The 24,091-nt window shown below is 70.1% G+C and carries 21 protein-coding genes; 17 read left to right on the forward strand and 4 right to left on the reverse strand.

The features are described from left to right. Positions 1-303: 303 nt before the first annotated feature. The 8 genes from aceB (at position 304) to D452_RS0122155 (ending at position 10,297) form a co-directional block, all read left to right on the forward strand. Entirely contained in the window at positions 304-1,908 is a 1,605-nt protein-coding gene (gene aceB, locus D452_RS0122125; protein WP_017546326.1) for a malate synthase A, read from the forward strand. Between the two features lie 223 nt (positions 1,909-2,131). Beyond that, entirely contained in the window at positions 2,132-3,616 is a 1,485-nt protein-coding gene (locus D452_RS0122130) for an FAD-linked oxidase C-terminal domain-containing protein (RefSeq protein WP_017546327.1), read from the forward strand. Positions 3,617-3,637: 21 nt separating this feature from the next. Next, a complete protein-coding gene (locus D452_RS0122135; RefSeq protein WP_051061348.1) occupies positions 3,638-4,894 on the forward strand; it encodes an FAD-binding oxidoreductase in 1,257 nt (418 codons plus the stop codon). A gap of 44 nt (positions 4,895-4,938) precedes the next feature. Next, positions 4,939-6,288: a (Fe-S)-binding protein gene (locus D452_RS0122140; RefSeq protein ID WP_017546329.1), complete on the forward strand. Its 1,350-nt coding sequence runs from the start codon at positions 4,939-4,941 to the stop codon at positions 6,286-6,288. Between the two features lie 628 nt (positions 6,289-6,916). Next, positions 6,917-7,213 carry a lactococcin 972 family bacteriocin gene (locus D452_RS29885; protein WP_083927589.1) on the forward strand — a complete coding sequence of 99 codons (297 nt, stop codon included), beginning with the start codon at positions 6,917-6,919 and terminating at the stop codon, positions 7,211-7,213. Between the two features lie 20 nt (positions 7,214-7,233). Beyond that, positions 7,234-7,530 carry a lactococcin 972 family bacteriocin gene (locus tag D452_RS0122145; protein WP_017546330.1) on the forward strand — a complete coding sequence of 99 codons (297 nt, stop codon included), beginning with the start codon at positions 7,234-7,236 and terminating at the stop codon, positions 7,528-7,530. Between the two features lie 63 nt (positions 7,531-7,593). Further along, positions 7,594-9,636 carry a bacteriocin-associated integral membrane family protein gene (locus tag D452_RS0122150; protein WP_017546331.1) on the forward strand — a complete coding sequence of 681 codons (2,043 nt, stop codon included), beginning with the start codon at positions 7,594-7,596 and terminating at the stop codon, positions 9,634-9,636. 22 nt (positions 9,637-9,658) lie between these two features. After that, positions 9,659-10,297, forward strand: coding sequence for an ABC transporter ATP-binding protein (locus D452_RS0122155; RefSeq protein ID WP_017546332.1), 639 nt, complete (start codon positions 9,659-9,661; stop codon positions 10,295-10,297). Between the two features lie 16 nt (positions 10,298-10,313). Here D452_RS0122155 and dapF read toward each other — a convergent pair whose 3' ends face one another. Further along, positions 10,314-11,138, reverse strand: a complete 825-nt coding sequence (dapF, locus tag D452_RS0122160; protein WP_017546333.1) for a diaminopimelate epimerase — start codon at positions 11,136-11,138, stop codon at positions 10,314-10,316. 99 nt (positions 11,139-11,237) lie between these two features. Here dapF and miaA point away from each other — a divergent pair, with 99 nt between their 5' ends. Next, entirely contained in the window at positions 11,238-12,230 is a 993-nt protein-coding gene (miaA, locus tag D452_RS0122165; RefSeq protein WP_017546334.1) for a tRNA (adenosine(37)-N6)-dimethylallyltransferase MiaA, read from the forward strand. 21 nt (positions 12,231-12,251) lie between these two features. On the opposite strand, the gene D452_RS0122170 is transcribed toward miaA, so the two are convergent. Further along, positions 12,252-12,926, reverse strand: coding sequence for a class III extradiol dioxygenase subunit B-like domain-containing protein (locus D452_RS0122170; protein ID WP_017546335.1), 675 nt, complete (start codon positions 12,924-12,926; stop codon positions 12,252-12,254). Between the two features lie 240 nt (positions 12,927-13,166). On the opposite strand from D452_RS0122170, the gene D452_RS0122175 reads away from it, so the two are divergent. Both D452_RS0122175 and D452_RS0122180 read left to right on the forward strand, forming a co-directional pair. Next, positions 13,167-13,922, forward strand: coding sequence for a TetR/AcrR family transcriptional regulator (locus tag D452_RS0122175; protein WP_017546336.1), 756 nt, complete (start codon positions 13,167-13,169; stop codon positions 13,920-13,922). Positions 13,923-13,941: 19 nt separating this feature from the next. Further along, positions 13,942-15,234: a cytochrome P450 family protein gene (locus D452_RS0122180; protein WP_017546337.1), complete on the forward strand. Its 1,293-nt coding sequence runs from the start codon at positions 13,942-13,944 to the stop codon at positions 15,232-15,234. Positions 15,235-15,309: 75 nt separating this feature from the next. Here the strand turns inward: D452_RS0122180 and miaB are convergent, their stop codons facing one another. Then, positions 15,310-16,776, reverse strand: coding sequence for a tRNA (N6-isopentenyl adenosine(37)-C2)-methylthiotransferase MiaB (gene miaB, locus D452_RS0122185; protein ID WP_026129571.1), 1,467 nt, complete (start codon positions 16,774-16,776; stop codon positions 15,310-15,312). 589 nt (positions 16,777-17,365) lie between these two features. On the opposite strand from miaB, the gene D452_RS0122190 reads away from it, so the two are divergent. The 6 genes from D452_RS0122190 (at position 17,366) to D452_RS0122215 (ending at position 23,337) form a co-directional block, all read left to right on the forward strand. Next, positions 17,366-18,109, forward strand: coding sequence for an amino acid ABC transporter ATP-binding protein (locus D452_RS0122190; protein ID WP_026129572.1), 744 nt, complete (start codon positions 17,366-17,368; stop codon positions 18,107-18,109). 64 nt (positions 18,110-18,173) lie between these two features. Then, positions 18,174-19,031, forward strand: coding sequence for a glutamate ABC transporter substrate-binding protein (locus D452_RS0122195; protein ID WP_017546340.1), 858 nt, complete (start codon positions 18,174-18,176; stop codon positions 19,029-19,031). A 79-nt stretch (positions 19,032-19,110) separates the two neighbouring features. Then, the gene (locus D452_RS0122200) at positions 19,111-19,785 is read left to right on the forward strand and encodes an amino acid ABC transporter permease (RefSeq protein ID WP_017546341.1); all 675 of its coding nucleotides are present in this window, start codon (positions 19,111-19,113) and stop codon (positions 19,783-19,785) included. 302 nt (positions 19,786-20,087) lie between these two features. Further along, entirely contained in the window at positions 20,088-20,741 is a 654-nt protein-coding gene (locus D452_RS0122205) for an amino acid ABC transporter permease (protein ID WP_449289525.1), read from the forward strand. Continuing rightward, complete coding sequence (locus D452_RS0122210; RefSeq protein ID WP_017546343.1) at positions 20,738-20,962, forward strand: hypothetical protein; 225 nt, start codon at positions 20,738-20,740, stop codon at positions 20,960-20,962. The genes D452_RS0122205 and D452_RS0122210 overlap by 4 nt, the downstream gene beginning before the upstream one ends. A gap of 359 nt (positions 20,963-21,321) precedes the next feature. Beyond that, a complete protein-coding gene (locus D452_RS0122215; protein WP_017546344.1) occupies positions 21,322-23,337 on the forward strand; it encodes a dipeptidyl-peptidase 5 in 2,016 nt (671 codons plus the stop codon). A 101-nt stretch (positions 23,338-23,438) separates the two neighbouring features. On the opposite strand, the gene D452_RS0122220 is transcribed toward D452_RS0122215, so the two are convergent. Then, positions 23,439-24,071: a class I SAM-dependent methyltransferase gene (locus D452_RS0122220; RefSeq protein ID WP_017546345.1), complete on the reverse strand. Its 633-nt coding sequence runs from the start codon at positions 24,069-24,071 to the stop codon at positions 23,439-23,441. Between the last annotated feature and the right edge of the window lie 20 nt (positions 24,072-24,091).

Raw genomic sequence — 24,091 nt, forward strand, 5'->3', positions numbered from 1 at the left:
TGGTTCTTCCCGGAGCGGAGTCGGCGGCCCGTGATCACGATGCTCGCACCTCCGCTCGGGCAGGGCATCCGAATTATCGCAGGGAACGTGACACAGGCCATGCCGCCGCGTGGGCGCGTGAGACCCTTGGAGTAGATCGGACTCTCAAGAAGCGCAGATCTTCCGCCGGAACTTTGGACATACTTCCGCCTTCATGAAGATCTCCACTGATCAAGCGTGTGAGTGACGTTGACCGCTCGACATCAAGATAGTAGCTTCATTTCCACATACCAGAAGCTTATTTCGTATTGCGGAAGGTTATCCATGGGCGCCACGCACGGGGTCGAGATCACCGGCCCCCTCAACGATCGGTTCGACGAGATCCTCACCGAGGAGGCCCTCGCCCTCGTCGCCGAGCTGCACCGCACCTTCGAGTCGCGACGCCGGGAGCTGCTGGCCGCGCGTCGGACCCGCGAGGAGCGGATCGCCGCCGGAGAGGACCTCGACTTCCTCCCCGAGACCAGGCACATCCGCGAGGACGACAGCTGGAAGGTGGCACCGGCCGCCCCTGGCATCACCGACCGCCGCGTCGAGATCACCGGTCCCACGGACCGCAAGATGACGATCAACGCGCTCAACTCCGGCGCCAAGGTCTGGCTGGCCGACTTCGAGGACGCCAACACCCCGCTGTGGGAGAACATGATCCAGGGGCAGCTCAACCTGCGTGACGCCCTGGACCGCGAGATCGACTTCACCTCCCCCCAGGGCAAGACCTACGCCCTCAAGGACGACTCCGAGCTGGCCACGATCGTGGTCCGCCCGCGCGGCTGGCACCTGGACGAGAAGCACGTCCTCGTCGACGGCCAGCGCGCCAGCGGCGGCATCGTCGACTTCGCGCTGTACTTCTTCCACAGCGCCAAGCGCCAGATCGCCAAGGGCAAGGGCCCCTACTTCTACCTGCCGAAGATGCAGAGCCACCTCGAGGCCCGTCTCTGGAACGACATCTTCGTGCTGGCCCAGGAGCGCCTGGAGATCCCCCGCGGGACCATCCGCGCCACCTGCCTGATCGAGACCATCCCGGCCGCGTTCGAGATGGAGGAGATCCTCTACGAGCTGCGCGAGCACTCCGCCGGTCTCAACGCCGGTCGCTGGGACTACCTCTTCAGCATCATCAAGACCCACCGCACCCGGGGCCGCAGGTTCCTGCTGCCCGAGCGCAACGCCGTCACCATGACCGCGCCCATGATGCGCGCCTACACCGAACTGCTGGTCAAGACCTGCCACAAGCGCGGCGCCCACGCCATCGGCGGCATGGCCGCCTTCATCCCCTCCCGCAGGGACGAGGAGGTCAACCGGAACGCCTTCGCCAAGGTCCGCGACGACAAGTCCCGCGAGTCCGGCGACGGCTTCGACGGCTCCTGGGTCGCCCACCCCGACCTGGTCCCGATCGCCCGCGAGATCTTCGACGGCGTCCTGGGCGACCGCCCCAACCAGATCGACAAGCAGCGCCCCGAGGTCGAGGTGACCGCCGCCGACCTGCTCTCCGTGGACCAGACCCCGGGCGGCGTGACGCTCGCCGGTCTGCGCGGCAACGTCAACGTCGCCCTCCAGTACCTGGCGGCGTGGATGGGCGGCAACGGCGCGGTGGCGATCCACAACCTCATGGAGGACGCCGCCACCGCCGAGATCTCGCGGTCCCAGATCTGGCAGTGGCTGCACAACGACGTCACCCTGGACGGCGGTGAGAAGGTCACCGCCGAGCTGGTCAGGCAGATCATCGGCGAGGAGCTGGCCGCCATCCGCGAGTCCCTCGGCGCCAACTTCAACGAGGACCTGTACAAGCAGGCCAGCGAGCTCTTCACCGAGGTCGCCCTGGACGACGACTACGTCGACTTCCTGACCCTGCCCGCCTACGAGCGCATGCCGTAGCGAACCGGGACCCGTCCAGCGCGGCCAACCTGGACGGATCGGGCCGATCCGCGGAGTTCGCCCCACGGGCCCGTCGGACCCCCATCGGTTTCACACAACGAAATGCCGTTTCCACCGTGCCCCTTGCTTCGGCAGGGGGCACGGTCGTACGGTCCCCTTGCGAGGCCGAAGTCGGAGAACGCCACCCCCAGCCGTGTTCTCCGTACGGAACCGGGAGGCGCCCATGACCACGTCCGCACCCGACACGCCCACGGTGCTGACCGCCCTGGTTCCCCGGCTGCGCGAGATCTGCGGCGAGGACGGGGTCCTGACCGACCCCTCCCAACGACGCGTCTACGAGAGCGACGGCCTCACCTACCACCGCGCGACCCCCGGTGTCGTGGTCATGCCGACCACCACCGAGCAGGTCGCCGCCGTGATCCGGCTCTGCGCCAGGCACCGCGTCCCCTACGTCCCGCGCGGAGCGGGCACCGGCCTGTCTGCGGGGGCGCTCCCCCACGCCGAGGGCGTACTCCTGGTCACCTCACGCATGCGCCGCATCGTCGAGATCGACGTCGAGAACGAGTGCGCCGTGGTCGAACCGGGCGTGGCCAACCTCGACATCACCCGGGCCGCCAGCCCCCACGGCTACTACTACGCGCCCGACCCCTCCAGCCAGCAGGTGTGCTCGGTCGGCGGCAACGTCGCGGAGAACTCCGGCGGAGCCCACTGTCTCAAGTACGGGTTCACCGTCAACCACGTGCGCGGACTCCAGATCGTCACCCCGGCGGGCGAGATCGTGGAACTCGGCGGCAAGGCTCCGGGCGCGCACGGATACGACCTCATCGGGGCCTTCGTCGGCTCGGAGGGCACCCTGGGCGTGGCCACGCGCGTCACCGTGTCCCTGACCCGCTCCCCCGAGAAGACCGTCACCCTGCTGTCGGCGTTCACCTCGCTGGACGCGGGCGGGCAGGCCGTGAGCGCCATCATCTCCGCCGGGGTGCTGCCGTCCGCCATCGAGATGATGGACGCCCTGGCCATCGAGGCCGCCGAGCTGGCCGTGGCCTGCGACTACCCCGAGGGCGCCGCCGCCGTGCTGGTGGTGGAGCTGGACGGCCCCGCTGAGGAGGTCGACGCCCAGCTCGAGCGGGTCACCGCCCTGTGCGCGGACGCCGGTTCCTTCGAGACCCGCGCGGCCAGCGGTGCCGAGGAGCGCGCCCTCATCTGGAAGGGGCGTAAGTCGGCCTTCGCGGCCGTGGGCCGGATCAGCCCGTCCTACATCGTCCAGGACGGGGTGGTGCCGCGCACCGCCCTGGGCGAGGTGCTGGGCCGGATCGCCGCACTGTCGGAGGAGTCCGGCATCCGGGTGGCCAACGTGTTCCACGCCGGAGACGGCAACCTGCACCCGCTCGTGCTGTTCGACGACGCCGAGCCCGGCGCGGGCGAGCGCGCCGAGCGGGTGTCCGGGGCGATCCTGGACCTGTGCATCGAGCACGGCGGCTCCATCACCGGCGAACACGGTGTGGGCGTGGACAAGGCGTGCAAGATGCCCCGCATGTTCGACGACGCCGCGTTGGAGACCTTCGACCTGTTCCGGCGGGCCTTCGACCCGGACGGGATCGCCAACCCGGAGAAGCTGTTGCCCACGCCGCGGCTGTGCGGTGAGCGGCCGGGGGTGCGCACCGGGGTCCATCCGCTGGTCGCGTCCGGGGAGGCCGAGCAGTTCTGATCCGTCCGGGCCGTGGACGGTATGGGAGTGACGAGTGGGCCGGGAGGGCCGAGGGTGAACCTGGATGTCGAGGGCTGCGACCTGCGGGAGGCGACCGCTGAGGACTCCGTGTGCGGGGTGGAGCCCCGGTACGTGGCGACGCCGGACGACACCGACGCCCTCGCGGGGGTGATGGCGGCGGCTCACCGGAACGCGCTGTCGGTGACTGTTCGCGGTGGCGGCACCGCCCTGGACTGGGGCTGGCCGCCCCGTTCCCTGGACCTGCTGGTGGACGTCTCCGCGCTCTCCTGGACCGACCACAACGCCGGTGACCTGGTGGTGGAGGTCGGCGCGGGCACCCCGATCGCCGACCTGTACGCGGCGCTGGCCTCGGCCGGGCAGCGGCTGTCCTACGATCCGGTCAGGACCGGCGGCACGGTGGGCGGGGCGGTGGCCACGGGGGTGAGCGGGCCGCGCCGTCTGCTCTCCGGCGCCCTGCGCGACCTCGTGATCGGGATGACGGTGGTGCGCGCGGACGGTGTGGTGGCCCGCAGCGGCGGCCGGGTGGTGAAGAACGTGGCCGGGTACGACCTGGCCAAGCTGCACACCGGCGGGTACGGCACGCTCGGCGTGATCGCCTCGGTCGCCTTCCGTCTGCACCCCCTTCCGGAGTCACTGCGGGTGGTGAGCGCCCGCGTGTCCTCCCGACCACTCGCCGAGCGGGCCCTGGCCGCGCTCAGGGCGACCTCCGTGGTTCCCTCGGCCGTGGAACTCGACTGGCCCGCCGAGGGACCCGGGCGGCTGGACGTGGTGCTGGAGGGCACCCCGGCCGGACTGGAGGCGCGCGCGGAGAGGACGGCGCTGGCCCTGACCGAGGGGTCGGAGGGATCCCCCACCTTCGCCGAGACCCTGCCCGAGGGCTGGGGCCTGCTGCCCGGCGAGGGCACGCTCGCCCTGGTCACCGCCCCACCAGCGGAGAGCGTCGCGGCCGCCGCTTGGGTGTCGGAGGTCTCCGGAGCGGTCGACGCGGGCGCGCACACCCGCGGTTCGGCGTCCACCGGTTCCCTCGTCGTGTCCTTCCCGCCGGGAACCGACCCGGAGCGGATCGGGCTGGTGGTGGACGGTGTGCGGTCGGCCGCCGAACATCCGCTGGTCCTGCTGCGCGCGGGACCGGACGTGCGGGCCTCCGGGATCAGTCCGTGGGGCGACGTCCCCGGGCTGGGCCTGATGCGCGCGGTCAAGGACTCCCTCGACCCCGGGCACCGCCTGTCCCCCGGCCGGTTCGCCGGGGGGATCTGAGCCAACCGACCCGCCACCCGTTCGCCTCGATCCAGGGAGCCCGCGTGACCGACCTACCGACCGAACCGGCCAGCGGTGGTCCCGGCGAGCGAGAGCGGCTCTTCGGTGACCTGCTGAGCGACTGCGTGCACTGCGGGTTCTGTCTGCCCACGTGTCCCACCAACGTGCTGTGGGGGCAGGAGATGGACTCCCCGCGCGGGCGCATCCACCTCATGGGCCAGATGCATGAGGAGGACGTGCTCACCGAGACCGCCGTGGGGCACTTCGACAACTGTCTGGGGTGCCTGGCGTGCGTGTCCTCGTGCCCCTCCGGGGTGGCCTACGACGCCCTCATCGAGCACACCCGGTTCCGGGTCGAGGAGGAGCACCGGCGCACCCCGGGCGAACGCGCCCTGCGCGCCGCCGTGTTCTCGCTCTTCCCCCACCGCCGACGCCTCAGGGCGCTGCGCGGGCCGCTGCGCGCCTACCAGGCGAGCGGGGTCTCCGCACTGGTCCGCAGGTCAGGGGTCCTGGACCGGATCTCACCGACCCTGGCCACCGTGGAGCGGATCGCGCCGCCCCTGTCGGCTCCCCCTCCCCCGCTGCCCGAACTCGTCCCCGCCGTCGGTGGGCGTCGTGCCCGGGTGGGCATGCTGGTGGGCTGTGTACAGGGAGCGTTCTTCCCCGAGGTCAACACGGCCACCGCCCGCGTGCTCGCCCTGGAGGGCTGTGAGGTGGTGATCCCGCGCGCCCAGGGGTGCTGCGGCGCGCTGTCGGGCCACTCGGGTCGGCTCACCGAGGCTGCCGAGTTCGCCAAGGGGCTGGTGGAGGTGTTCGAGGCATGCCAGGTGGAGCGGATCGTGGTGAACTCGGCCGGGTGCGGGTCCAGCATGAAGCACTTCGATCGGACCCTGGAGGAGGCCGAAGCGGGACCGGCGTGGGTGGAGCGGGCCAGGGCCGTCTCGTCGAAGGTGGTGGACCTGACGGAGTACCTGGTGGCCCTGGGGCCGCGGGCCGAGCGGCACCCGATCCCCCTCCGTGTGGCGTACCACGACGCGTGCCACCTGTCCCACGGCCAGGGCGTCACCAGCCAACCGCGCGAGCTGCTCCGGCAGATCCCCGGCCTGGAAGTGGTGGACCTGCCCAACAAGGAGATCTGCTGCGGTTCGGCGGGCGTGTACAACCTGTTCAAGCCGGAGGCCGCGGGCGAGCTGGGTGATCGCAAGGGCGCCGACGTGGCCTCCACCGGGGCCGGGATCCTGGTGTCCGGCAACCCGGGGTGCTCGCTCCAGATCGCCTCGGCCATGGAGCGCGCGGGTTCGTCGGTGGCCGTGACCCACACCGCCCAGCTCCTGGACGCCTCCCTGCGCGGTCTGGACGCGCGACGGCTGCGGGGAGCGCGCGAACGACGGTGAACCGGAGGAGGAACGAGCGGCGATAACGGTGTCGAGCGCACCGGTCGCCGCTTTCTCTTTTCCCGACGGGAATCCCGCACGGCGAGCAGCCACGACGCGAGTACCCGACAGGGTTTTCCTCTGAGTTCCCCAAAACGCGATCCCGAATGTTTTCACCTCCATCCTCACAATGGGACCTCGTGCGCGGGAAAAAGGACCCACCGCCCACTCGAACACCCCTTTCCCTTGGGACAGCATCGACCAGAACCCTCACCGCAACCCCAACCGCACCAACCATCTGACCGAATCCGGCCACCGGACCACCGACGACACGAACCCAGCCCGAATCCGCACCAGAAAGACCTTCCGACCAGGAAGAACACCGGAATCGAACAGCACCCGCAGAGGACTCCACAAATCAACACACAACATGTGAAAATAGCAGATAAAAGCAGGTCAACCACATCAACCAGAGAGACCTCCGCAAAACCCACCACCCACCCCGAAAGAACCCGGGTGACCTGCAAAAATCTCACCCAACACCACTGACGACCGCAACCATGATCATCTTGGACATCCACCAAGAAGTGTTCTAGCTTCTTTTCAGCAACGGGAATAGACGTTGTCGAAACTCCGCCGGGAAGGAAGCATGAACAGGACGAAGAAAGCTCTCGTGACCGTTCTGGTCGCGGCTGGCATCAGCGCTGGAGCGGCGGGCACCGCATCCGCTGCCGTATCGAACGTGGGCGGCGGAATCTGGGACCGCGGCATCGTCTCGGACCGCGTCTACTCGAACTACCTCCACAACTCCCGGTGCCACGGCTCCACCGCTGTGGGAGTCAGCACCGTACGTTCCCCGAACACTGCGGCTGGCTCCTGGGCACGCGCGAGTGTCAGGCAGGCGTGGACCAACAACCAGATGTACTGGCGCAACAGTTGCAGCTGACGAATCAGGAGCGATCCCCCATGAGTCCCACCAAGCGCCTCCTCGTGACGGCGGCCCTGATCGCCGGCCTCGCCGCCGGATCCGCCGGAGCCGCCCACGCGTCGGCCTCCCTCAAGGAAACCTGGAACCGCGGCGTGACCGGGGTCCCCGGCAACGGGACGAGCTACTCGCACTACTACCACCCCACCAAGTGCCACGGTGCCACTGCGGTGGGCAAGCACACCGTGCGCACCCCCAACATCGCCGCCGGTCAGTGGGCGCGAGCCAACGCTCCGCGTGCCATCGGAAACAACCAGGCGTACCGACGGACCTGCTGACCGCCCCCGACGAGCAGGCCCGCCGGTGCGACCGCACCGGCGGGGCCCCNCAGGAACACCCCCGTGCCCAACAGAACCCTGTCCTTCTCCTACGTTGCCTGCGCCGTGTTCGCGGTGGTCATCGCCTTCCTCCTGGCCGTGACCGCTGAGCGCACCCTGTACGTGCTCGAGGACTCCCGAGCGGTGTGGATCTCCCAGAACGACGGGGAATACGACACTGACGAGATCGCGGCCTCCGTCCTCCGTGTCGCGGAGGAACACCGAAGCACAGTCGGCTACGCGATCCTCGACGTCAACGAACCGTCCTCGGTGGTGCACCTCTACCTGGCCGTGGCGGACACCGGATCCCACCACCAGCGGTGGCTGGAGGACGGATACCCGACCTTCGGCCGGGATTTCACCGTCACCACCCACCCCCTCGCCGACTTCGGTGACGTGGGACCCAACGGCCACTATCTGGTCTTCGGGCCCCCTGAAGCCGAGTCCGCGCTACGAGAGGCGCTCGCCGAGCACGGTCTCCACGAGGCGCCCGGCACCCAGACCACCCGGATGTGGGACTTCTTCACCGGCGGCCACCTGTTCCACCTCCTGGCCGTCGCTCTCCTGGGATCGGCCACCGCCACGGGCGCCGGTGTCCTGCTGGCCGCACGTGACTACGGGGTCATGCGGCTCCAAGGCCGTTCCTATCCCAACATCCTCGGCCGGGACCTGCTAAAGGTCGCCCGGTTGTTCGCGATCACCCTGCCGGTGGTGGCGGCAGGTACCGTGGCGTTCCTCGGGGTCTACAACGGGTGGAACCAGCTCGGCGTCCACGCCCTCATGGCGCTGGTGTTCCTGGCCCTGCTCGCGGTGCCGTGCCTCCTCGTGCACGCGGCGGTCCTGGGACTCGTACACACCACTGGCATCCTGCCCGCCCTCAAGGGACGCCTGCCCGTGCGCTCCACCACGGCCGCCGTGTACCTCGTCCGGGTCCCCGCCCTGGTGCTCGCCCTGTTCATCCTGGCCGGGATCGTCAGCTCGACCCAGGAGGTACGGGACCAGCGTGCCGGTCTGGGCGTTCTGGAGGACTACGGCGAGGCCTCCTTCCCCTCTCTCAGCGCCAACTACGGATGGGCGGACGCCGAGGCCGTCGACGACCGGCTCGGCCCTTGGCTGCGCGAGTCCGACGTCTCCGGCGACATCGTCTTCACCCACCACGCCCTCTCCGAGGAGTTTCTCCTCCTTGACCCGGACGACCCCCGACCGCCGCCCCCGGTTCTCCTGGTGAACGACACCTACCTCGTGCGGGAGGAGGTGCGGTCACCGTCCGGTGACCGCTTCGCCCCGGCGGAGACCGTTCGAGTCCTGGTTCCAGAGACCTTCCAGGAACACACTGAGGAGCTCACGGCCGCCGTGGCCGAACGGTTCGAACCGGGCGCCGCTGTGGAGGCGGGCGTCGCGGCGGACGGCCAGACGCTGTTCACCTACGCGGCCAAGGGTTGGAGCGACCCCCGCCACTTCCTGCCCCTGGTTCACGAACCCGTCGTCATCGTGCTGCCCAACGGCGCCGTCCTGTCTGACAGCGAGTACGTCAGTTACATGACCAACCGCTCCCTGGTCTTTCCGGACCCGGAGGTTGTGGAAGCCTTCCGGGACCACGACCGGGAGGCCTCCCAGTACCTCGCCATGGTGGAGACCCTCACCGTAAGTGCTCTCCAGGACCACCACCGCTCAGTGAACGTCCTACGCGCCGAACTGTTCAACCTGGTCGGTGCGGGCGCCGTACTGGTACTCACCGCGATGGCGGCCTGTGTCGTCCACGTGCGCACCCGGGCACAGGAGATCTTCGCCCGACACATCAGCGGGTGGACCTTCGCCGCCACTCACCGGCGGCTCCNGGTCGAGGGCGGGCTGGCCCTGGGCTTCCTGGGGTGGGTGACCGCGGACACTCTCCGAAGGACGGCGATGTTCGCGGACCCCCTGTACGGCGGCCCACCGGACCTCGCTCCCAGCGGCGCCGAGCCACTCTACGCACTGGGGATCGTCCTGGTCTGCCTGGTCATCACCATCGCCGCGTTGTCCCTGTTCCACCGCCGCATCGTCCGCGAAGGCGCTTCCCAGGCCTGAGGCACGAAGAACCGAGGAAACCATGATCACCCTGCGAAACCTCAGCAAGTCCTTCGGCCACCGCGTCCTGTGGGAGGGCCTCGACCTGACCGTGGAGTCGGGTCGCATGCTCGCCCTGGTCGGCGCCAGCGGCTCGGGCAAGACCACGCTGCTCAACTGCTTGGGACTGTTGGAGAGGCCCACCTCCGGGCGGATCCTCTTCGAGGGAACCGACGTCACCCGACTGGGCCCGGGACGCCAGCGCCGGTTCCGACGCGACCACCTGGGTTATCTGTTCCAGAACTACGCCCTGATCGAGAACGCCTCGGTCAGGGCCAACCTGGACGTGGCCAGGCGGCGTGGCGCCCGCCCCGGCCACGCGAGCGCACTGGCGCGGGTGGGTCTGGCCGGAAGGGAGAAGGAGAGGGTCCACCACCTGTCCGGTGGTGAGCAGCAGCGCGTGGCCCTGGCCCGGCTCATGGTGAAGAAGCCGTCCCTGGTTCTGGCGGACGAACCCACCGGGGCTCTGGACGGAGACAACGGCGCGATGGTCGTCGACGTCCTGCGCCGGATGAGCCGGGAAGGCTGCGCGGTGGTCATCGCCACGCACAACGACACCGTCCGCGACGCCTGTGACGCCGCCTTCGACGTCTCCGAACAGAGGGAGTCGGCTCCGCGGTAACCGTCGAGCGGTCCCGTCAGAGCAGGATGGTCTCGCCCTCGGCGACGATCGCGGCGGGGCCGCTCAGGCGGGCGCCGGAGGCGTCGAGGTAGACCGTGCACTCCCCGCCGGGGACGCGCACCCGCCACGTGGCGCCCTCGCCCGCCGGGGTGGCCGCCGCGGCCGTGGCGACGATGCCGGTGCCGCAGGAACGGGTCTCACCGGAACCCCGCTCGTACACGCGCATCTCCAGCACACCGGGGCCGACCTCGGAGTACACCTCGACGTTGGCCCCTTCGGGGAAGGCCTCGTCGTCGAGAGCGGGCAGTTCGGTGAGGTCGATCCCGGCGACGGGGGCGTCGACCTCGCAGGCCAGGTGCGGGTTGCCCACGGAGATGCGGGCGCCGTGCACGACCTGCCGGGCGAGCTTGGCCGAGGAGGTGCCCAGCCGCTCGACCCGGCCCATGTCCACGGTGACGTCGCCGTCGGCCTCGATCACGACGGCCTTGGCGCCGTCCCGGGTACCGACCTCGAAGCGGTCGTCCGTGACGAGACCGGCGTGCCGCAGGTAGTGGGCGAAGACCCGCACCCCGTTGCCGCACATCTCGGCGACGCTGCCGTCCGAGTTGCGGTAGTCCATGAACCACTCGGTCCGCTCGGCGGTGCGGGCGGCCGGGGCGAGCGCCTCACCGAGGGCGGGCGTGCGCACCACCCGGAGGACACCGTCACCCCCGATACCGGCCCGTCGGTCGCACAGCGACCGGACGGTCTCCTCCGTGAGCTGAAGCTCCCCGTCGGGGTCGGGGAGGATCACGAAGTCGTTCTCAGTTCCGTGGCCCTTGGCGAATCGCATGCTGGCCATCCTAGACGCGCACGTCCAGGTCATCGAACGGAGCGCTCTCCCACCGATCTCTCACCCGCTCTGGCCACGGGACCGGCCGGACGTGGCTAGGCTGGAGGGATGATCAAGGTGATCGCGGTCGTGGGCCCGACCGCTGTGGGCAAGTCGGACCTGGCCGTCGATCTGGCGGAGTGGTTGGAGGAACGCACCGGCCGCCGGGGCGAGGTGATCAACGCCGACTCCATGCAGCTGTACCGGGGCATGGACATCGGCACCGCGAAGCTCCCCTTCGAGGAGCGCCGGGGCGTGCCGCACCACCTGCTGGACATCTGGGACGTGCACGAACCCGCCGACGTCGCCACCTACCAGACCCTCGCCCGCGAGCGGGTGGACGACTGCGCGGACCGCGACGTCATCCCCGTCCTCGTGGGCGGTTCCGGTCTGTACGTGCGCGCGGTCCTGGACCACATGGAGTTCCCGGGCACCAACCCGCGTGTGCGGGCGCGGCTGGAGAACGAGCTGGCCGACGTGGGACCGGGGCTGATGCACGCCAGGCTGGCCGAGGCCGACCCCGAGGCCGCCCGCACCATCCTGCCCGGCAACGGTCGGCGGATCGTCCGCGCGCTGGAGGTCATCGAGCTGACCGGGCGGCCGTTCACCGCCAACCTGCCCGACCACACCTCCTTCTACCCGTGTGTGCAGCTGGGGCTGAGCGCCCCGCGCCCCGAGCTCGACGAGCGCATCGACCTGCGGGTCGAGCGCATGTGGGGCCAGGGGCTGTTGGAGGAGGTCCGCCGCCTGGACAAGCAGGGACTGCGCGAGGGGCGCACCGCGTCCAAGGCGCTGGGCTACGCGCAGGCCCTCGCCCAGTTGGACGGGGAGCTCACCGAGACCGAGGCCAAGGAGCAGACCGCCCAGGCCACCCGCCGGTTCGCCCGGCGCCAGGAGTCATGGTTCCGCCGCGACCACCGGGTGCACTGGCTGCCCTACGACGCCCCGAACCTGCTGGAGCGGGCGATGGCCCAGGTGGAGTCGGCGTTGTCCGGCCGGACCGAGGAGCCGGGCGAGGCCCTGGTGGACGTCGCCACGATGCTGCCCAACTCCCAGCGCTGATCCGAGGTCCGGGCCTTCGGCTCAGGACCAGGCGGCCACGAAGTACCCCACGCCGTAGGGTGCTTCGTAGGCCAACAGGTCGCCGGTGAGGGCCGCCTCCCCGGCGGCCCCGGCCAAGACCTGCCAGGCGGGGCGCCCGGCCACCATGAGTTCGAGGGCCAGCTCGGGGTCGAGCCCGGCCAGGTGGGCGGTGTCCGCCTTGCCCAGGGCCTCGGCGACGGCGTCGTCGTGGGGCACGGCGCGCTCGTCCACGTACCCCGGTGAGTGTTCGGTCCTGCGAGCGCTTCCGTCGCCCATGACCAGCAACGCCACCCGGTCCGCGGATCCGGCGAGCTCGGCGCCGAGCTCCGCCGCCCGCTCCGCTGTGACGCTGGAGGGCACCTCCAGGTAGCCGTCCGGCTCCAGCCCATTGCGCTCCGCCAGCCAGCGGCCGGTCGTGGCCGCCAGGTCGAGGACGGCCGGGGCCGGCCCCACCCGCACGGCGACCCCGAAGTCGGCGAGGTCCCCTCCGGTGTCGGGACCGAACCGCCGCTCGGTCGGCCCCCGGCCCACGACGAGGAGTCGGTCGGCCCCGCCGAGCCCGGCGACGGCGCGGTCGCAGGCGGCGCGCAGGCCGTCCAGGTCCGGCGCCGCTCCCCGAGCGATCTCGGGGAACAGGACGGGCGGATGCGGGCACACGGCGGCGGCGATCAACACAAGGGCGAGGCTATCGTTCCCGTCCCCTCCGGTTCCCCGTCCCCGCGTGCTCGCTCCGCCGGTTTCTCCGCGGGTCTTGTCTCGGGCCGCGATCTGACCTAGCTTTGACTGTGTGACCAGATTTGAAATCTGGTCACAGAGTCAGAGTGATGCGGCCCGGGAACGGAGGTCTGGATATGGTCTTCGCGTCAAGGCTGGTGAGCGCCCTCACCGGCGGCCCCCGTACCGAAGGAGCCGTACGTGTCCCCGTCCCCCGACCACCACTCCCAGGACCGGCCCGCGTCGGAACGCGACACCCGGGCCGAACGCATCCTCGACGCCGCCGAGGAGCTCATGGTGGCCTGGGGGCACCGCAAGACCACCATCGACGACGTGGCGCGCCGCGCGGGGGTCGGCAAGGGCACCGTCTACCTGCACTTCCCCACCAAGGAACGGCTCTTCCTCACGGTCCTGCTGCGCGCCCAGCACGACATGGTCGGCCGCCTCCTGGCCCTCATCAGGCAGGACCCCCGGTCCGCCCGGCCGAGCGAGATCGCGCGCCACATCTACCTCCTCCAGTTCGACTCCCCCGTCGTCCACGCGCTCTACAACAACGGCAGCGACGAACTCAGCTCCTTCTCCCGCACCCTTCCCCACCTGGTCAAGGACCTGACCGAGGCCCGGCAGAAGGCCCTGCGTGACTACTGGGACCTCCTGGAGGAGCACGGGGTCCTGGGGCCCCAGCTCCCCGCCGACCAGCGGTTCTACGCCTACTGCTCCACCGTCATCGGACACCTGCTCTCCGAACCCCTGCTCGCCCAGCAGGGATTTCCCGTGCCCGACCGCACCACCAGGGCAGATCTGGCCGCGCACAGCCTCCGCCTGCTCCTGGAGCAGGACGTGCCCGACTCGGCCATGCGGGCCACGCAGGCGGGGGCCGTCGCGATCTTCACCGGGCTCGAGCAGCTCCTGACCGGCGAGATCGAGGAACAGAAACGCGTCAAGCGCAGCACGTAGACCCCATGAGGAGGGGCACATGCACACCGCCACACCCACCACGGACCAGTCCGGCGATCCCGAGCCCGTCAACATGCGCGCCGAGGAGTTCACCGCGCGACCACTGGAGGTCATCGAGCGGATTCGGGCCGCGGGCGGTTCCGCGCCGGTCGTGTTCGTCGACGGCCAGGCGGCGCGGGCCTTCGTCGACGACGCCGACGTGCGCGCCATCCTCAGTGACCGGCGGTTCGTCGTCGACCCCGAGAACGTGCCCGACGGGCCGACCGGGGCCCGGCGATCCGACGCCATGGCCGCTCTGGGCCTGCGCCCCGACCTCATCACCTACCTCACCGAGTCACTGCTGGACAAGGACGGCTCCGACCACGCCCGCCTGCGCAAACTCGTCTCCCGCACCTTCACCGTGCGACGCGTCAACGAGATGCGTCCGAGCGTCGAGCGGATCACCACCGACCTGCTGGCGGCGCTCCCAGAACACGCGGACGAGGACGGTGTGGTCGACCTGATCGAACACTTCGCCTACCCGCTGCCCATCACGGTCATCTGCGACCTCGTGGGGGTCCCCGTGGCGGACCGCGGGCAGTGGCACGCCTGGAGCCACCAACTGGCGCGGTTCGACCCCGCCCGGCCCGAGGTGATGAACCGCGTGCTCGGCGAGATGATCGACCACATCGAGGCGATGATCGTCGAGCGCCGCGAACACCCGCGGGAGGACCTCCTCGACGCGCTCGTGCGCGCACGGGACGAGGTCGGCGGCCGCCTCTCCCAGAGCGAACTGGTCACCCTGGTGTTCACGCTGGTGATCGCCGGCCACGAGACCACCGCCCACTTGCTGGGCAACGGCACCCGCGCACTCCTGGAGCACCCCGACCAGTTGGCTCTGCTCCGGTCCGACCCCGGTCTGCTGCCCGCCGCCGTCCACGAGATGCTCCGCGTCGGCGGTACCGCCGTCACGGCCAAGGCCCGGTACGCCACGGAGGACGTCCGGCTCTCCCGTGGCGCGGTGGCCGCCGGGGAGCGGGCGGTGGCGCTGGTCGCCGGGGCCAACCACGACCCGGGTGTCCACCCCGACCCGTACCGGTTCGACGTCACCCGCCACCAGGACAGGCCGGGCGAGGCGCACGTGGCCTTCGGACACGGCGCGCACTACTGCCTGGGCGCGGCCCTGGCACGCCAGGAGGGGGAGGTCGCCGTCGGCGCCCTGTTCGCGACCTACCCGGAGCTGTCCCTGGTGCCGGGCCGACCGCCGGTGCGCGACACCGTACCGGGGACGCTGAGGCTGAGGGAGCTCCCGGTCCGACTCCGACCCGCGTAGACGTGGGGCAGCTCGCCCGAACAGCGCGAGGCCCCCGGCGCGTGTGCGTCGGGGGCCTCGGAAACCGGGTGCGGCTCAGGCGTCGCAGCAGCCGCCAGCGGAGGCGGGCTCCTCCGGCGGGACACCGATCCTCGGCATGCCCAGGAGCACGTCCGGCTTGGTGACCTGCACCGGCCTGCCCTGACGGGCGTCCCAGGCGTCACCGGCGCGGGTGCGGCGCAGGTGCCTGACACCGGAATCGGCGACAAGGTGGTGCGGGGCGGCGTAGGTGACCTCGACGGTGACCATGTCGCCCGGGCGCGGCTCCTCGGCGTCGCCCACGGCGAAGTGCACGAGGCGGTTGTCGGGGGCGCGGCCGGACAGGCGGCGGTGTTCGCCGTCCTTCTTTCCCTCGCCCTCGGAGACCATCAGCTCGACCTCGCGGCCGACCAGCTTCTGGTTCTCCTCCCAGGAGATCTGGTCCTGGAGCTCGACCAGCCGCTGGTAGCGCTCCTTGACGACCTCCGGCGGGATCTGGCCGTCCATGGTGGCGGCCGGGGTGCCGGGGCGCTTGGAGTACTGGAAGGTGAACGCCATCGCGAACCGGGACTCACGGACCACGTGCAGGGTCTGCTCGAAGTCCTCCTCGGTCTCACCGGGGAAGCCCACGATGATGTCCGTGGTGATGGCGGCCCGCGGCATCGCCGCGCGCACCTTCTCGACGATGCCGAGGAAGCGCTCCTGGCGGTAGGAGCGGCGCATGTCCTTGAGGACCTTGCTGGACCCGGACTGCAACGGCATGTGCAGCTGCGGCATCACGTTGGGCGTCTCGGCCATGGCCTCGATGACGTCGTCGGTGAAGTCCCGCGGGTGCGGGGAGGTGAAGCGGACCCGCTCCAGCCCCTCGATCTCACCGCAGGCGCGCAGCAGCTTGGAGAAGGCCTGGCGGTCGCCGAACTCGCTGCCGTAGGCGTTGACGTTCTGACCGAGCAGCGTCACCTCGGTGACGCCCTCGTCGACGAGGGCGCGTACCTCGGCGAGCACGTCGCCGGGGCGCCGGTCCTTCTCCTTGCCCCGCAGCGCGGGCACGATGCAGAAGGTGCAGGTGTTGTTGCAGCCGACCGAGATCGACACCCAGGCGGCGTAGGCGGACTCGCGGCGGCTCGGCAGCGTGGACGGGAAGTGCTCCAGCGCCTCGGCGATCTCGACCTGCGCCTCGCGCTGGACGCGGGCGCGCTCCAGCAGGGTGGGCAGGGAGCCGATGTTGTGGGTGCCGAACACCACGTCCACCCAGGGGGCGCGGCGCACGATCTCCCCGCGGTCCTTCTGCGCGAGGCAGCCACCCACGGCGATCTGCATCCCGGGGTTGGCGTCCTTGACCGGGCGCAGGTGTCCGAGGTTGCCGTAGAGGCGGTTGTCCGCGTTCTCACGGACCGCACAGGTGTTGAAGACGACGATGTCTGCGGTGGTGTCCTCAGCTGCGCGATCGTACCCAGCGTCCTCCAGCAGACCGGAGAGGCGCTCGGAGTCGTGGACGTTCATCTGGCAGCCGTAGGTCCGCACTTGGTAGGTACGACTCTGGCTCACCGTCCCAGGCTATCCGCTTCGCGGCGGCGCCCAGGACGCTCGTGCGGCGGCCGTTCCGAGCTCCGCCTCCCCCCTCGCGCCGCAGGCCCCCGGGGCCCGCCAGCGGAGCGGATCAGGCCCCCGGGGCCCGCCAGCGGAGCGGATTCGGTCACCGGAGGTTGTTATGGACAGGAAGACGGTCCGGTTTACGGGAACGCGGCTTCCCGGTGATTTCCGTGGTGACAGCCCTGCCTTCACGGGACTCCGGAGGTCGAAAGTCGGTTTCTGGAAATAGGGACGCTCCGTAACTCCCCCCGGCTCAGCGATCCAACCGACCGCGCCGGACTGCCAGCCTGACCTGGAGGGACGATGTGTCCAGCAAGTTAATCGGGAGTCCCGACCTCGTCACTGAGAGCGACCGATGGAAACTCTGGAGAGTGGCGCCGCCACTCCGCGCGACAGCGGCCTTCTTACACAACGAAATCGATAACGGTTTTGCGGATCACGCCGTAACAAGTCAGCTACTCCTGACTCAAGCAGCGTTTTCGTGATGACACGGCAACTTGGACCCATTAGGTTCCGATGCATGACTTCAACTCCTCTCGTCGTGCTGGAGAACGTCAACAAGCACTTCGGCGACCTGCACGTGCTCCGCGACATCGATCTGACGGTTAACTCCGGCGAGGTGGTAGTCGTCATCGGCCCGTCCGGGTCCGGCAAGTCGACGCTCTGCCGCACCATGAACCGGCTCGAGACGATCGACTCCGGTGTCATCTCCCTGGACGGCCAGCCCCTGCCCGCGGAGGGCCGTGGCCTGGCCAAGCTGCGCAGCGACGTGGGAATGGTGTTCCAGTCCTTCAACCTGTTCGCGCACAAGACCGTGCTCCAGAACGTGACGCTGGGCCCGATGAAGGTGCTCCGCAAGTCCAAGGCCGACGCCGAGGCCCGGGGTATGGAACTCCTCGACCGGGTCCGGATCGGCAACCAGGCGCACAAGTACCCCGCCCAGCTCTCCGGTGGTCAGCAGCAGCGCGTGGCCATCGCCCGTGCACTGGCCATGAACCCGAAGGTGCTCCTCTTCGACGAGCCGACCTCCGCTCTGGACCCCGAGATGGTCCAGGAGGTCCTCGACGTCATGACCGACCTCGCCAGCGAGGGCATGACCATGGTCGTGGTCACGCACGAGATGGGCTTCGCCCGCCGTGCCGCCAACCGGGTCGTCTTCATGGCCGACGGCCAGATCGTCGAGGAGAACACCCCCGACGAGTTCTTCACCAATCCCCGGTCGGAGCGGGCCCAGGACTTCCTGTCGAAGATCCTGACCCACTAGAGCCCACCGGGCTCCCCGAGATCTTCGCGTTCTTCGCACGCAGCACTAGGAAGAGGTACCCCACATGCGAGCACGTCGTTTCAACAGCCTCCTGGGCGGCGTCGCCGTCCTTGCCCTCGCTCTGACCGCCTGTGGCACCGCCGATGTCGGCGGCGAGGGTGACGGTGGCAGCGGTTCCGGCGACGGCAACGGCGGCGGCGACACCATCACCATCGGTGTCAAGTACGACCAGCCCGGTCTGGGTCTGAGCGAGGGCGGCACCCCCGCCGGGTTCGACGTCGACGTCGCCACCTACATCGCGGGTGAGCTCGGCTACTCCCCCGACCAGATCGAGTGGACCGAGGCGGCCTCCGCCAACCGTGAGTCCTTCCTCCAGCAGGGCACGGTCGACATGATCCTCGCGACCTACTCGATCACCGACGAGCGTCGCCAGGTCGTCGACTTCGGCGGTCCGTACTACGTCGCCAAGCAGGACATCCTCACCCAGGCCGACAACTCGGACATCAACGGTCCCGAGGACCTCAGCGGCAAGGTGCTGTGCTCGGCCTCCGGCTCCCGCTCGGCGCACAACATCACCGAGGAGATGGAGGTCGACGCCGAGCTGCGCGAGGCGGGCAACTACTCCGAGTGCCTGGAGCTGCTCAGCAACGGCACCGTCGACGCCGTCACCACCGACAACACCATCCTCGCGGGCTTCGCCGCCCAGAACCCGGACAGCTTCCGGATGGTGAACAACCCGTTCGGCGAGGAGAAGTACGGCGTGGGTCTGCCTGCCGGCTCCACCGAGCGCTGCGAGGAGATCAACGAGGCCATCACCAAGATGTGGGACGACGGCTCGGCCACCGAGTACCTGGAGGAGGCCTTCGGCGCGACCGACTTCGCCTACGAGGAGTCCGTCCCCGAGCTTGAGGCCTGCGCCTAAAACCGTCATCTGACCTTGTTCGGAAGGTGGGGCCGGGACAGCCCGGCCCCACCTTCCGAGCCTTGACCGGCTGGGACCTATGGAAGCCTTTCTCAGCAACATCGACAGGGTCGTCGACGGTTTCTCATGGACCGTCCGGCTCACCCTCTTCAGTGCCGTCTTCTCATTCATCCTCGGCATCCTGCTCACCGCGATGCGGGTCTCCCCCGTCCCGCTGCTGCGCGGCCTGTCGACCGCCTACGTCGAGGGCATCCGGAACTCGCCCCTGACCCTGGTCCTGCTCTTCTGCGGCCTGGGCCTCAACAGCGCCCTCGGGCTGAGCCTGGCCGACAGCGTGGCCTGGGACGTGTTCTGGTGGGCGGTCATCGGCCTGTCCGCCTACACCGCGTGCTTCGTGTCCGAATCGCTGCGCGCGGGCATCAACACCATCCCTCTGGGCCAGGTCGAGGCTGCCCGTTCCCTGGGCCTGACCTTCACCCAGAACCTGCGCCTGATCGTCATCCCGCAGGCGCTGCGCACCGTCGTCGGTCCGCTGGGCAGCGTGCTCATCGCGCTGACCAAGAACACCACCGTCGCCTCCGTCGCGGGGCTGGGCGTCCAGGAGGCGTCCCGGGAGATGAAGCTCATGTTCGACCAGGGCATCGCCCCGGTCCTGCCGACCTTCGTCGGATTCGCGATCGGGTTCCTGATCCTGACCCTGCCGATGGGGTACTTCTTCGGCTGGCTCGCCAAGCGAGTGGCGGTGGTCCGATGAGCGCGCAGGCCGTTCTCTTCGACGCTCCGGGGCCCAAGGCCCGGGCGCGCAACCTCGTCTACACCATCATCACCGTCGCCCTCGGGCTGGTCGGTCTGGCCGTGCTGTACCTGGGGTTCAACCGGACCCTGAGCGAGCGCGAGTCACCCCTGTTCTCGGCGCAGACCTGGGCGGTCAACCCGTCGGGGCAGTGGGCCGCCGACAAGTGGGAGCCGTTCCTTCGTCCCGAGACGTGGACCGGTTACGTCCTCCCCGGTCTCCAGAACACGCTGACCGCGGCGCTGACCGCCTCGGTGCTGGCGGTGCTGTTCGGCCTGGTCTTCGGTATCGGTCGTCTCTCGGACCGCTGGTGGATCCGTATCCCGGCCGGGGCCGTCGTGGAGTTCTTCCGCGGCATCCCGCTGCTGATGCTGATCTTCTTCACGATGGCGCTGCCAATCGTGGCCTGGCAGCTCTTCAACATCCCGACCGGCACCTTCCAGGTGACCGCGCTGGTCGCGGTGGTCACGGGCCTGACCCTGTACAACGGTTCGGTGCTCGCGGAGGTGTTCCGCGCGGGCATCCTCGCCGTGCCCAAGGGGCAGGCCGAGGCCGCGCAGTCCATCGGCATGAGCAAGACCCAGACGATGTGGACGATCCTCATCCCGCAGGCCATCACCTCGATGATGCCCGCGATCGTGGCGCAGCTGGTGGTCCTGCTCAAGGACTCCGCGCTGGGTTACATCATCGCCTTCCCGGAGCTGCTGCGCAGTTTCACGCTGGTGGCCACCCGGGAGAGCAACGTGATCCCCGCGGCGATCATCTGCGCGTTGATCTACATCATCATCAACCTGTCGCTGAGCCGGTTCGCGATCTGGTTGGAGCGCCGCAACGCCCGTCGGGGCAGGCCCTCCGCGAAGGCCACGGCGGCGGGCGGCGCGCCCACCGACGTGGCGGGCGCGACCGCCGGNCCGTGACCGGCGGAGCGACGGCCCAGCCCCGGGCGGACTTCGTGGTGCTCGAGACCGAGGAGGACTCCGAACAGGACGAGCGCGATCCGCGTCCCGAGTCCGAGCCGCGCCCCGAGCCCGGTGACGACGGTTCCGGGTCCAACGGGGACTCCGGCTCCGGTGGCGGCTCCGGTGGCGACTCCGGTTCCGGCGGTGGCTCCGGTGGCGACGGGGGTTCGAGCTCGTAACCGAGCCCCTGGGCACACCCCCTCGACGGCCCCGTGGACGCACCCCGAGTGTGCTCCGCGGGGCCGTCGTCGTGGGTACCACCTGCGGTCCCGCCCACTTTCGCGCTTGCCGCACCGGTGTCGTCGAAGGTTCACACCGCTGTCGCCGACGCCCTGCCCGGTGGCGGTGGCGGCGGCGCCGTCTGTCCACAGGCGGCCCCGCCGGGACTGCACATGAAGCCCACGGAGCACTAAGGTCGACATGTCATCTGATCACACCCACGACCCTTCCTGAGCGGGACATGTCTGAACTGTCGAGCCCCCACGGCTCCTGGCCATCACCCATCAGTGCCGGTGACGTCGCCCGAGGAGTGCGCCAGATGGCGTATCCCTCCGTCCTGGGCGACGAGGTCTGGTGGGAGGAGTACCGACCAGTCGAGGAGGGCCGCACCACGCTAGTGCGCCGGGACGCGGACGGCACCGTACGCGACCTGCTGCCCGCACCGTGGAGCGTGGGCACGCGGGTGCACGAGTACGGCGGCCGCTCCCATCTCCCGGTCCCCCGCCGTGATGACAAGGCCATCGCCCGCGTGGGCGTGGTCTTCGCCAACTCCGAGGACCAGCGGCTCTACCTGCTCGAACGCGGAGCCAGGGAGCCCGTCCCGCTGACCCCCGACCCCGCCTCCCCCGGGGCTCTTCGGTACGCCGACCCGGCGCTGGGCGCCGACGGCAAACACCTGCTGTGCGTGCGGGAACAGCACGTCGACGGCACCGTGCGCCGCTCCATCGTGACGGTTCCCCTCTCGGGCCGGGGCGCTCACGACCCGTCCGCGATCCGCGAGCTGGTCTCCGGAGCGCACTTCTACGCCTCCCCCACGGTCTCGCCGGACGGCACCCACCTGGCCTACGTGCGCTGGAACCACCCGAGGATGCCCTGGGACGGCACGGAGCTGCGGGTGGGCGACCTCACCGAGAACGGCCTGATCGGCGAGTACACGCTCAAGGGCGGGGTGGACGAGTCCGTGCTCGCCCCCGTCTGGGCGAACGACTCCACGCTGTACCTGGCCTCGGACTGGCCCGGCTTCTGGAACCTATACCAGGCCGGACTGAAGGGCCAGGCCATCGCCCTCTACCCGGCCGAGGAGGAGTTCCACTCCCCGCCGTGGCGCCTGGGCGACCGCTGTTTCCGTCTGTTGGAAGACGGGCGGATCGTGACCCTGCACGGCGACACCGCGATGCGGCCGAGCGTGTACGATCCCGACACCCTGGACCTGGAGCCGGTCACCACCGAGCTGACCTCGTGGTCCCACCTGGACTCGGACGGCACCAGCGTGGTGGCCATCGCGGCCTCCTCGGACACCGCCGGGTGCCTGGTGCGGCTCGACCCGGACCGCCGTACCGTCGAGGTGCTGGTGCGCGGGGCCGAGGAACCCGTCGACCCCGCCTACCTTCCCGTCCCCCGCCAGGAGACGCTGCCCGGCCGTTACGGGGCGACGGTGCACGCCAACGTGTACCCGCCCACCAACCCCGAGGTCTCCCCGGACGGGCCGGCGCCCTACGTGGTGTGGGCGCACGGCGGGCCGGTGGGGCAGGCCACGCGCTCGCTGGACCTGGTCAAGGCCTACTTCACCAGCCGTGGGATCGGTGTCGTGGACGTGGACTACGGCGGTTCCACGGGTTACGGGCGCTCCTACCGCAAGCGTCTGCACAAGCAGTGGGGCGCGGTGGACGTCGAGGACTGCACCGCGGCCGCTCGGGCCCTGGTGGATCGTGGTCTGGCCGACCCCGAGCGCCTGGCCATCCGGGGCCCGAGCGCGGGCGGCCTCACCGCCCTGCTCGCCCTGACCGGTGACACCTTCGCCTGCGGGGTGTCGTACTTCGGCGTCGCGGACCTGCTGGGGCTGGTCAAGACCACCCACGACTTCGAGTCGCGTTTCACGGACACGCTGGTCGGCACCCTGCCGGGGTTCGTGGAGACCTACCGGGAGCGGTCGCCGATCAACCGGATCAGTGAGATCGGGGTCCCCGTCCTTCTGCTCCAGGGGTTGGAGGACAAGGTGGTCACCCCGGACCAGGCGAGCCGTATGGCCGCCGGGCTGAGCAGGCGCCAGGTGCCCTACGCGCTGCTGGAGTTCGAGGGCGAGGCCCACGGGTTCCGGTCCGAGGGCGCGCGCGTGCGCTCCCTGGAGGCGGAGCTGGCCTTCTACGCGGGGGTGTTCGGTTTCGCGCCGGACGTGGCCCCGTTGGAGCTCACCACCGAACCTCCCGAACCGCGCGCCGAGGACCCCGAGGTCGACATCCCGGTCGCGGAGCAGCTTCCCGAGGTGACCCCGGAGTCCGGTGTGACCGCCGGGACCGGTGAGCCGGTGGTCCGGGAGCACACGGAGCCGTCCTGACCGCCGGAACCCGACCGGGTGCGGGAGGCGCGGTGTTCGCCTCCGCCCCCGCCGGAGCGGGTCCGTCAGGGAGCGGTCCGCCCCCACGGTCGCCTCGGCGATCACCGGTCGAGGCGCGCCAACAGGTGGGCGTCGAGGAAGCCCCGTTCGGAGGCCGGATCATGGATGAGCCGGGCGAACACGGTGAGACCGGCCTCAGCCAGCAGTCCGGCGAACCGGTCCACCGGCCAGCTGTGAGCGGGGGCCACCTTGTGGTCGAAGCGGACCGGCTCGGGCCCGTCGGTGGCGAAGAACGAGACCAGGAGCAGACCCCCGGGCGCCAGTACGCGCACCTGCTCGTCCAGGAGCGCCGGCAGTTCTCCGGGCGGGGTGTGGATCATGGAGTAGTGGGCCAGTACACCGCCGAGCGCGTCGTCCTCGACCGGCAGGGTCTCCATCCGGGCCTCGTCGAACCGCAGGGAGGGGGACGCCCGCCGTGCGTGGGCGACCATGGCCGGGGAGAGGTCCAGGCCGAAGGCGTCCAGTCCCAGGTCGTTCAGCATGGCCGTCAGATGTCCGGGCCCGCACCCGACGTCGGCCGCCAGCGGGTTCCCCGTCCCGCGCACCAGCTCGGCGAAGGTGCCGATCATGTTCCGCGAGAACGGCTGTGTCTCCAACCGCCCCGCGAACATCGACGCGTACAGCTCGACGACCCCGTCGTAGGCGGCCCTGGTCTTGTCCTGGTGTTCCGTCACAGAAGAGGAAGCTAGCACCC

The organism is Nocardiopsis prasina DSM 43845, assembly GCF_000341265.1.
GTDB classification, from domain to species: Bacteria; Actinomycetota; Actinomycetes; order Streptosporangiales; family Streptosporangiaceae; genus Nocardiopsis; species Nocardiopsis prasina.

Coding starts and splice junctions, on each gene's coding strand:
- aceB (WP_017546326.1), top strand. CDS start 304: ATGGGCGCCACGCACGGGGTCGAGATCACCGGCCCCCTCAACGATCGG.
- D452_RS0122130 (WP_017546327.1), top strand. CDS start 2,132: ATGACCACGTCCGCACCCGACACGCCCACGGTGCTGACCGCCCTGGTT.
- D452_RS0122135 (WP_051061348.1), top strand. CDS start 3,638: ATGGGAGTGACGAGTGGGCCGGGAGGGCCGAGGGTGAACCTGGATGTC.
- D452_RS29885 (WP_083927589.1), top strand. CDS start 6,917: ATGAACAGGACGAAGAAAGCTCTCGTGACCGTTCTGGTCGCGGCTGGC.
- D452_RS0122145 (WP_017546330.1), top strand. CDS start 7,234: ATGAGTCCCACCAAGCGCCTCCTCGTGACGGCGGCCCTGATCGCCGGC.
- D452_RS0122155 (WP_017546332.1), top strand. CDS start 9,659: ATGATCACCCTGCGAAACCTCAGCAAGTCCTTCGGCCACCGCGTCCTG.
- dapF (WP_017546333.1), bottom strand. CDS start 11,138: ATGGCCAGCATGCGATTCGCCAAGGGCCACGGAACTGAGAACGACTTC.
- miaA (WP_017546334.1), top strand. CDS start 11,238: ATGATCAAGGTGATCGCGGTCGTGGGCCCGACCGCTGTGGGCAAGTCG.
- D452_RS0122180 (WP_017546337.1), top strand. CDS start 13,942: ATGCACACCGCCACACCCACCACGGACCAGTCCGGCGATCCCGAGCCC.
- D452_RS0122190 (WP_026129572.1), top strand. CDS start 17,366: ATGACTTCAACTCCTCTCGTCGTGCTGGAGAACGTCAACAAGCACTTC.
- D452_RS0122195 (WP_017546340.1), top strand. CDS start 18,174: ATGCGAGCACGTCGTTTCAACAGCCTCCTGGGCGGCGTCGCCGTCCTT.
- D452_RS0122200 (WP_017546341.1), top strand. CDS start 19,111: ATGGAAGCCTTTCTCAGCAACATCGACAGGGTCGTCGACGGTTTCTCA.
- D452_RS0122215 (WP_017546344.1), top strand. CDS start 21,322: ATGGCGTATCCCTCCGTCCTGGGCGACGAGGTCTGGTGGGAGGAGTAC.